14 protein-coding genes are annotated in these 8,888 nt (G+C 56.7%); all 14 read left to right on the top strand.

The window, feature by feature from the left end:
* The first annotated feature begins 90 nt into the window (after positions 1-90).
* Positions 91-408, top strand: a complete 318-nt coding sequence (locus LI114_RS12670) for a hypothetical protein (RefSeq protein WP_227220988.1) — start codon at positions 91-93, stop codon at positions 406-408.
* Positions 398-1,111, top strand: coding sequence for a helix-turn-helix domain-containing protein (locus LI114_RS12665; RefSeq protein WP_227220987.1), 714 nt, complete (start codon positions 398-400; stop codon positions 1,109-1,111). The genes LI114_RS12670 and LI114_RS12665 overlap by 11 nt, the downstream gene beginning before the upstream one ends.
* Positions 1,112-1,411: a hypothetical protein gene (locus LI114_RS12660; RefSeq protein ID WP_227220986.1), complete on the top strand. Its 300-nt coding sequence runs from the start codon at positions 1,112-1,114 to the stop codon at positions 1,409-1,411. It abuts the gene before it with no gap.
* A gap of 12 nt (positions 1,412-1,423) precedes the next feature.
* Positions 1,424-2,029, top strand: a complete 606-nt coding sequence (locus tag LI114_RS12655) for a hypothetical protein (protein ID WP_227220985.1) — start codon at positions 1,424-1,426, stop codon at positions 2,027-2,029.
* Positions 2,026-2,820, top strand: a complete 795-nt coding sequence (locus LI114_RS12650; protein ID WP_227220984.1) for a PD-(D/E)XK nuclease-like domain-containing protein — start codon at positions 2,026-2,028, stop codon at positions 2,818-2,820. The genes LI114_RS12655 and LI114_RS12650 overlap by 4 nt, the downstream gene beginning before the upstream one ends.
* Complete coding sequence (locus LI114_RS12645) at positions 2,804-3,232, top strand: single-stranded DNA-binding protein (protein WP_227220983.1); 429 nt, start codon at positions 2,804-2,806, stop codon at positions 3,230-3,232. Before LI114_RS12650 ends, LI114_RS12645 begins: the two co-directional genes overlap by 17 nt.
* A gap of 20 nt (positions 3,233-3,252) precedes the next feature.
* On the top strand, positions 3,253-5,166 hold the full coding sequence (locus tag LI114_RS12640) for a DUF927 domain-containing protein (RefSeq protein WP_227220982.1): 1,914 nt from the start codon (positions 3,253-3,255) through the stop codon (positions 5,164-5,166).
* 354 nt (positions 5,167-5,520) lie between these two features.
* A complete protein-coding gene (locus LI114_RS12635; RefSeq protein WP_227220981.1) occupies positions 5,521-6,312 on the top strand; it encodes a DEAD/DEAH box helicase in 792 nt (263 codons plus the stop codon).
* A 9-nt stretch (positions 6,313-6,321) separates the two neighbouring features.
* Complete coding sequence (locus tag LI114_RS12630; protein ID WP_227220980.1) at positions 6,322-7,038, top strand: hypothetical protein; 717 nt, start codon at positions 6,322-6,324, stop codon at positions 7,036-7,038.
* A 3-nt stretch (positions 7,039-7,041) separates the two neighbouring features.
* Positions 7,042-7,413 carry a VRR-NUC domain-containing protein gene (locus tag LI114_RS12625; RefSeq protein ID WP_227220979.1) on the top strand — a complete coding sequence of 124 codons (372 nt, stop codon included), beginning with the start codon at positions 7,042-7,044 and terminating at the stop codon, positions 7,411-7,413.
* Positions 7,406-7,882 carry a hypothetical protein gene (locus tag LI114_RS12620; RefSeq protein ID WP_227220978.1) on the top strand — a complete coding sequence of 159 codons (477 nt, stop codon included), beginning with the start codon at positions 7,406-7,408 and terminating at the stop codon, positions 7,880-7,882. Before LI114_RS12625 ends, LI114_RS12620 begins: the two co-directional genes overlap by 8 nt.
* Positions 7,882-8,175, top strand: a complete 294-nt coding sequence (locus LI114_RS12615; RefSeq protein ID WP_227220977.1) for a hypothetical protein — start codon at positions 7,882-7,884, stop codon at positions 8,173-8,175. The genes LI114_RS12620 and LI114_RS12615 overlap by 1 nt, the downstream gene beginning before the upstream one ends.
* A complete protein-coding gene (locus LI114_RS12610) occupies positions 8,172-8,411 on the top strand; it encodes a hypothetical protein (RefSeq protein ID WP_227220950.1) in 240 nt (79 codons plus the stop codon). The genes LI114_RS12615 and LI114_RS12610 overlap by 4 nt, the downstream gene beginning before the upstream one ends.
* Complete coding sequence (locus LI114_RS12605; protein WP_227220976.1) at positions 8,408-8,797, top strand: RNA polymerase sigma factor; 390 nt, start codon at positions 8,408-8,410, stop codon at positions 8,795-8,797. Before LI114_RS12610 ends, LI114_RS12605 begins: the two co-directional genes overlap by 4 nt.
* Positions 8,798-8,888: the final 91 nt, after the last annotated feature.

Here is an 8,888-nt window from a genome sequence, read left to right as displayed (position 1 = left end):
GCGGCGCGGGAGTAGCATTTGTGATCTACGCGGCGGCGATGTTCAGCCGCTGGGCAATGTTTGGTTTTTGATTTTAAGGAGGTTATCAAAATGAAATTTAAAGTAAGCGGAAGCAGAGCTGAGAGCAAGACCGCAGATATAGCACGTCAGTTTAATAAACCGTCCGGCGGCGACCCTATGCCGCTGATAATGCGCACCGTCGAAAAGTGCGAAGAAGAGGTACTTAACGGTTTGGAACTTAACCCGTTTGACCTTTGGCTGTACTGCACTGCTATGCGTGCGCTGGCGGAAGCCCTTGAAAAGGGCATGGACGAAGACCAGCACGCGCAGTACGTCCGTTTAATAGGGGGACTTGAAGCTATAACGTTCATGATGGACGTAACGAGGGGCGAGGAAAATGCGGACTAAAACAGCGCTGAAAATACGCCTGCTGAATGCCGAGGGCAAGTCGCTGCGGCAGATAGCGGATGCGGTCGATCTCTCGGTGGACGAGGTGGAGGACTGCCTGCTGACGGCGGGGCTGACCCCGACATACACCGTCAAGCAGGGTCAGCAGGAGAACCCCAAGCGAAAGGAGATACGAAATTACATGGAAAATCAGAGAGTGCTCGGCGTACCGTTAAAGCAGCGCGTACCGATGAAGCAGCGCGGACTGACGCAGGAACAGCGCGAGCATATACAGACCGAGTTCGAGCGCGGCACAAGGGTCGCGGAGATAGCGGCGAGGTTCAGCCGCGATGTCAGCTACATATACAAGCTCCGCCGCGAGTGGCGCGCAGAGCAGACGAAAACACAAGAGGATAAGAACATGAATACCGAAAGCACAACAAAAACGCCCGCCCCTGCGGCAACAGAGACGAGCGCAAACGATAACACAGAAGCCGTTATCACTAACGATAATGATACCACAAACTGCTGCGCTTGTCAAGTCGGCGGTCTGAGCATGAGTACGGGCGGGGGAAAATCGGCAATGTACGCGAAATGCTGCGAGGAGATAGCCGAGATAGTGCTTAGGCTGTATAAGAAAATGAGCGATGAAGATCAAGATATATTCTCGCTCGGCGAGATCTACGGCAGAGCTATGACGGCGCAGGAAGAGGGGGAAAAGTAAATGGCAAAAAAAATGACTATCAAAGCGCGGTTCGATAAGATGGTCGAGATATACCGCGATATAGAAGTGCTCAAAAAGGCAAGCTTCTCGAGCGGCGACGGCTACTACATGGACGGCACTACGTCAGTGTACCCGAACGGCGACATAAGCAAGATACTGGGCGGCGTGCAGATATTCGCGAACTACATCGACATGGCGCAGGCCGCAAAAGAGCTGGGCGTAAAGCTCGAAAGAGTCGGCGATGGGCGCGAGGTCTACTTCGTATACAAGGGCGTGGCTTTCACGTCCGTGTCACTGTAAGGAGGGTCGGATATGACAGACGAAAGACAGCAGATAGTTGACATTACGGCGGTACAGCAAGAGCACGCCGCCGTCGCGGTGCAGGAGCATAACGTGATAGAAAACTACCGCGATTACTACAAGCTCGCGCAGACGATTTGCACAGCCGCGATTATCCCGCAGGCGTACCAGAACAAGCCCGCAGACGTGGCGATAGCGATAGATATGGCAGACCGCATGGGCGTTTCGCCGATGATGGTGATGCAGTCGATGTTCGTCGTAAAGGGCAAGCCGAGCTGGAGCGGACAGGCGTGCTTATCGTTCATACGCAAAAGATACAGCAACGTAAAGGTGCTCTACACCGGCGAAAGGGGCACGGAGAGCCGCGGCTGTTACGTCAAGGCGACCGACGCAGACGGCGACCTGCTGGAGGGCACGGTGGTAACTATGGCGATGGCAAAGGCTGAGGGCTGGCTCGCCAACAGCAAATGGCGCACCATGCCCGAGCAAATGCTCGCGTACCGCGCGGCGGCGTTCTTTGCACGAGTGCACTGCCCCGACCTGCTGATGGGCGTACAGGTAGAGGGCGAGCCGGAGGACAGCCGCCCGCACAGAAAAGAAGCGGAGGACGTATTATGATGGATATTACTAAGGATAACTACTATTCGCAGGCGGCGGCTCTTGAGTACATGAGCTGTTCGCAGTACAAGGCTTTCTGCGCGTGCGAAGAGCAAGCGCTTGCGGAGATAGCAGGCGACTGGTCGCGCGGAAGCTCGACGGCCCTGCTGACAGGCTCGTACATTGACGCATATTTCGAGGGCACGCTCGAGGAGTTCAGGGCGGCTCACCCTGAGATATTCAAGCGCGGCGGCGAGCTGAAAGCCGACTATGCGCAGGCTGAGAACATCATCAAAAGGCTGGAGCGCGACCCGAAATTTATGCGGTATATGTCGGGCGAAAAGCAGGTGATAATGACGGGCGAGATAGGCGGCGTGCCGTACAAGATAAAGATGGACAGCTACCACGAGGGCAAGGCGATAGCAGATCTCAAGATAATGCGCGACTTCGCCCCGATATGGAACGAGCGGGCACGCAGGCGGCAGAGCTTCGTGCGGTACTGGGGCTACGACACGCAGGGCGCGATATATCAGGAGATAGTGCGGCAGAACACGGGCGAGCGCCTGCCTTTCTACATCGCGGCGGCTACTAAGGAGCGGTACACCGACTACGATATTTTCGGCGTGCCGCAGGAGTGGCTGGACGAGCGGCTGGAAGAGGTGCGCAGGCTGAGCCCGCATTTTGCCGAGCTGAAGCGCGGCGAGGGCGAGCCGAAACGCTGCGGGCGGTGCGGCTGGTGCAGGGAAACTAAGACGATAACGTACATAAAGGACGCGCGGGAACTGGAGGACTTTTATGCAGATAATGACTAAAGACGGCACGGTGCTGGTGGCGGGCATGCTCCCGCGCGACTCCGAGTACAAGACGGTGGGCGACAAGCAGTCGAGCCTTGCGACATTCAGTATCAAGGTCGGCGAGCGGCCGCCTGCGGTACAAGGCGAGCGCGGCGAGGCCGTGTGGGCGAACTGCGAGTGCTGGCACGCGGCGGCAAGGGCTGCGGCGGCGCTCAAAAAGCACGACGTGGTGATGGCATTCGGCAAAGTCAAGACTGACAGATATACAAACAGCAGCGGCGAGGAAAAGGTGCGCAAGTTGCTGGTCTGCGAGGGGTTTTTCAAAATGCCGCCCGCAGTTTTGCCGCAGGCGCAGGCTCAGCCCGCAGCCCTGCCGCCCGAGATAGCCGAAGCCGCCGAGATGTTCACAGACGACGGCGTGCCGTTTTGACGATATGAGGAGGGAGATATTTGACCGATGAAATTCAGACAGAGAATGTGCAGGAGCAGACCGAACAGACCGAGCACACCGAGCAGGCGGCGGAAGCCGAGATAGTGCCCGAATACACGCTTGACGATTTCGTATCGGGCGAGCGCCCGTATGAGGTCGTTTACGTTCAGCGCACCAATCCTTTTGCGCACGAGCGGGCGAAGTATCAGATGGAACAGCGGGCGCAGAAGGTCGGCTTTAAGAATTTCAAGGCGTTTTACAAGCAGTACTGCGAGAGCCGCGAGAGGGTCGCGAAAAACGACCTGCAATACATCACGAACCCGACCGAGTTTTCGGGGCAACCCTTGCAGCTCGAAGGCGGCAAATGGAAGTGCACCGACGGCGGAGTAGTCGGCTTCGACGGCAGCGGCGAGTGCATAGCCTGCCACCACCCAATAATGCCGATAGAGGTGCTGGAAAACATCGACACGGGCGAGGAGAAACTGCGCATAGCCTACCGCAAGCGCGGCGTGTGGCGCGAAATAGTCGTGAGCAAGACGGTGCTTTTCAACAGCCGCAAGATAACCGACCTGGCGGCTTCGGGCATAGACGTTACGAGCGAGAGCGCAAAGCTGCTGGTGGCGTATTTGCAGGACATGGAGAACCTAAACCTGCGCGAACTGCCGCTGAGAAAGTCGGTAGGGCGCATGGGCTACGTCAGCGGCGGTTTCGCGCCGTATGTAGATGGGCTGGTGTTCGACGGCGAGGCGGCATACGCGCCGATATACAAGGCGATACGCGCTCACGGCGACTACGAGAAATGGCTCAGCTGCGTGAAGAAACTGCGCGGGGAAAGCGTTATCGCGAAGATAGTGATAGCTGCAAGCTTCGCGAGCGTGCTCGTGCAGCCGCTCGGCGCGCTGCCGTTTTTCGTGCACCTATGGGGCGTAGACAGCGGCACGGGCAAGACGGTAGGGCTGATGGCGGCGGCGAGCGTATGGGGCAGTCCCGCGCTCGGCGAATACATACAGACGTTCAATTCCACGCAGGTGAGCAACGAGCGAACGGCGGCTTTTCTCAACAGCCTGCCGCTCATGATGGACGAGCTCCAGCTCAGCAAGGACAGCCGCGGGCGCAGCAATTTCAGCGTTTACCAGCTCGCGCAGGGCGTGGGCCGCGGGCGCGGCAACAAGTACGGCGGTATCGACAGCACCCCGACTTGGGGCAACACGATAATCACTACGGGCGAAAGCCCACTGGTAGGCGGCGCGGCGGGCGCGGGCGCTGTGAACCGCGTTATCGACATCGAGTGCAGGGCGGATACTAAGGTCGTTACGGACGGCATAAGCGCTTCGGCGACGCTCAAACAAAACTACGGCTTTGCGGGGCAGTACTTCGTCGCGCGCGTGCAAAAGCCGCAGGTGCTCACGCAGGCGCGTGAGATATTCAATGATTACTTCGCCGAGCTTTGCAAATCTGACACGACGGAAAAGCAGGCGATGGCGGCGGCTATGATACTCACCGCCGACCTGCTCGCAGAAGCGGAGATATTCGGCGGCGAAAGCCCACTGCGTGCGGCTGACATAGCGCCTTTCCTAGCCCGCAAGTCGGAGGTATCGGCGGGCGAGCGCGGGTACAAATTCCTCTGCGACTGGGTGGTGATTAACTCGAAGCGTTTCGCGATGAGCGAGGAAAACGGCGGCGAGGTCTACGGCGTTATCGAAAACGGCGTGGCGTTTATAATCAGGGCAAAGTTTACAGCTGCCTGCGAGCAGCAGGGATACGACCCCAGAAGCACGCTAAGTTGGCTTAAAGTCAACCATAAAATATTAACACGCGGCAAGCATTTAACGCGCGGGCGGCGCATAAACGGTTTAAACGTTGAGTGTATTGCAATGCCCATGCCCGACGCAGAGGCGGAAGCAACGCAAGCAGGCAATGTCGAGCCGTTCTGACCGCCTAAGTGTGCCACGCGTGGCATTTGTGGAACTGTTTTGCGGCATTTTGTGGCACTTTACTTATTTCGCAAAGTCTTGATTTTGCAGGGTTTTAAAAACTTGTGGCACTGTGGCACTTTTTGCGCACATATACACGCATACTTTTTATGATACTTTTTATCTGACTGATTAAATATAAAAAATATTTTTTTCAGCGAAAAACACGCAAAAAAAGTGCCACAGTGCCACACACCCTCACAAACCCTTGATTTTACTAGGCTTTTGGGGCGTGGAACACATCAAAAAATCAGTGCCACAAAGTGCCACAGTGCCACACGCTAATTTTTAGAAATGAAAGGGGAATTTAAAAATATGAACATCACTTTGCGTGACTATCAGCAAGAATGTATTGACACGATAGCAGCACATGACAGCGGGCGCTATCTGATACAGATGGCGACAGGACTAGGTAAAACGGTAACGTTTGCCAGCTTACCCCGAAAAGGACGCATGATGATACTATCACACCGCGAAGAGCTTGTCAAGCAGCCGCTGAAATATTTCGAGTGCTCCGCCGCCGCTGAGATGGCAGCCGTTCACTCGCACGGCGAAGAGGTGGTGTCGGCGAGCGTGCAGAGCATGGCGCACAGACTGGATGATTTTTCGCCCGAAGATTTCGACATCATCATAGTTGACGAGGCGCACCACGCCGCCGCAGCCAGTTACAAGCGGGTCATAGGACACTTCCGTCCGCGCCTGCTTCTCGGCTTCACGGCAACGCCCAACCGCGCCGACAGCGCAAGGCTCTCAGACGTTTTCGACGAGATAATATTTCAGCGCGACTTGCGGTGGGGCATACGCCACGGCTACCTCTGCGACATATGCTGCAAGCGGGTGGACATAGGCTACGACCTTTCGGCGGTGCGCACGCGCATGGGCGACTACGCTCCCGGTGAGCTGGAAAAGGCTATGGACGGCACGGCGGACGCCATCGCGCAGGCTTACCGAGAACACGCTAAGGGCGCGACGCTGATATTCGCCGTATCGGTGGAGCAGTGCCGTGAGATAGCGCGGCGCATTGAAGGCGCGGAGGTAGTAACGGGTGCGACTAAGGACAGGGCAGAGATAATTCGCCGCTTCACCGCGCGCGAGATACCCTGCTAGGTCAACTGCATGGTGTTCACCGAGGGCACTGACATACCGCTCGTCGAAACGGTGATAATAGCCCGCCCGACCCGCTCAGACAGCTTGTACACGCAGATGGTGGGCAGGGGTCTGCGGCTGCACCCCGAAAAGGATATGCTGACGCTCATCGACTGCGTGGGCGTTACCGGAAAGGCGAGCCTTATGACCGCGCCGAGCCTGCTTGGTATCGACATATCAGACCTGCCGAAGCGCGCGCAGGACAAGCTGGAGGGTATGCTCTTCGACCTGCCCGCAAAGGCGGAGGCGCTCTCAGACACGCCCGAAAGCTGGATAAAGAACGTCAAGATAGTAGACCTCTGGGCGCGCGAGCAGAAGTATCAGACGCACAATGTCAACTGGTTCCGCCTGCCGACGGGCGAGCTGAAATGTTCGCTGAAACAAGGCAAGAGCCTGCGCATACCCGCCCCCGACGAGCTGGGGTGTGTGGAGTACGGCGGCAGGCGAGTACCCATGCAGCAGGCGCTCGACGAAGCGTATATGCTGCTCTGCCAGCACGAGCGCGATCAGCGGTACATATGGGACTTGACCGCCTGCAAGCGCTGGGGAAAATCCCCCGCCACCGAGAAACAGAAAGAGATGATAAAGCGGCGCGGCAAGAGGGCGCTCGCGAAATCTGACATAGACATCGACAGTCTGACGAAGTTTGAAGCAAGCCAGATATTAAACAGGATAATGGGAGGGTGAAATATGCAGGAAGAATCGAGGATACAGATGGCGGTGCTGCGCTGGACTCAGCAGACTGCGGTGCGGCGCGCGTACCCTTGCTTGAAGCTGATGTACCATGTGCCGAACGAGCGCAAGTGCACGCCGCAGCAGGGGCGCATGATGAAGCTGCTGGGGGTGAAGTCGGGCGTGCCCGACCTATGCCTGCCGGTAGCGTGCGGCGGGTATCATTCGCTGTACATCGAGATGAAAACGCCGAAAGGTCGGGTGAGCGCCGAGCAGGAATGGTGGGCGGCAGAGCTTAGGGCGCAGGGGCACAAGGTGTGCGTATGCCGTTCGCTTGATGAAGCCGTGAGCGCGCTGACAGAGTATCTGGGAGGTGCGGAGAATGGCTGAAATGCTGACGAAAGCGGAGATGATGGAGCGTGCGGAAATGCTGAATACCGCCGCCGCGCGAAGCCCCGAAATGCCCGACGGCCTTACCCAACCCGAGCAGATGTACTTTGCGGTAATGCGTGCGCTGTACGGCGACTATCGGCGGGGCGTTATCACCCGCGAGCAGGCGAAAGCCGAGAAAGCGAAAGCGGCGGAAGCGTACATCGACGCGGCGTATGCCCCACCGCCTTTATCAGCACCAAGCGGAGCTGGAGCGGGTGTTCCACCGCGAGTTCCACAAAGACGGCTGCGGGTGCGCGAAAGCGGGAGAATGCAGACTGTACCGCATCATCTGCGGTCTGGAAGGGGTGAGCTGATGCTGCCAGCAATACTGATAACAACGACCATCTCGGCGATAGCGGCGGTGATGTGGGCGTTATGTGCGGCGAATACTGACGGAGATTTTGAGGATGAGGAGGACGAGGAATAATGGCAAGATATATTGATGCAGAAAAATTAAAGTGTTCTATTGATTCGGCAACAGACAGCATATTTGATTGGGATAAGACCATAGAAGAACTTTATTATAACCTGTGCGAACTGGTTGACGATGAACCTACCGCAGATGCGCAGGAAGTCAAGCACGGATACTGGCAGAACAAATATAGAAGTGGCACGACAATTAAAGAGGGTGTTGTATCTTCCTGTTGTGATATGTGGAATAACAGAAAATCGCAGTTCTGCCCGAATTGCGGTGCTAGAATGGACGGTGAAGGAAAATGAAACGTTCAGAACTTGAAAAGTATCTCGGCAAGACCATCGAGCTAACGATCTTCGGCGAAACGCTGAGGGGTATTCTGCACAAGACGGGCGAGGAGCAGTTCAAGAACAACTGCAATCTCTACCTGCCGAAGAAGTATTACTTCGTGTGCGATGAGTACGGGATACCCTGCGGCAACTGCATATTCAGGTGCTCGCACGTTGGCAAATTGCGGCTGATAGGCGGTGACGGCAAATGACCAAGACCACCCTGCAAAATTACCGCGCGGACAAGCGCAGGCTCGACCGAATAAGCGCACAGCTCGCGGAATTGGAAACGCGTGTATGCGTACAGTCCGCCGCCGACCCGCCATTCAGCAAGCACAGCGTGACCCTCAGCGGCTTGCCGCCGAGCGACGAGGTAACGGCTCTCCACCGCGAGAAAGCCGCCTTAGAACGCCGCACAGCCGCTGTACGCGCATACATATCCGCCATACCCGACCCGCAGACCCGTGAGATGTTCGAGCTGCGTTTCGTGCAGGGCAAGAAGTACCATCAGATAGCGCGACTGCTCGGCGGAATGTCAGAGGACTGCGTGCGCAAGCGCGTGTGCCGATACATCGCAAACTCACCGAAAAATCGCTGAAAGCTCGAAAGTTGTCCGTTTTGTCCGTTTTTCCTATGTTATAATTTAAACTGGGGACAGTAGGTAAGCACTGACTTGCTCTTTTTTGATG

Source organism: Ruminococcus sp. 210702-SL.1.03, assembly GCF_020559915.1.
GTDB lineage: Bacteria > Bacillota > Clostridia > Oscillospirales > Ruminococcaceae > YE71.
This window is presented reverse-complemented; position numbering and strand designations above follow the sequence as displayed.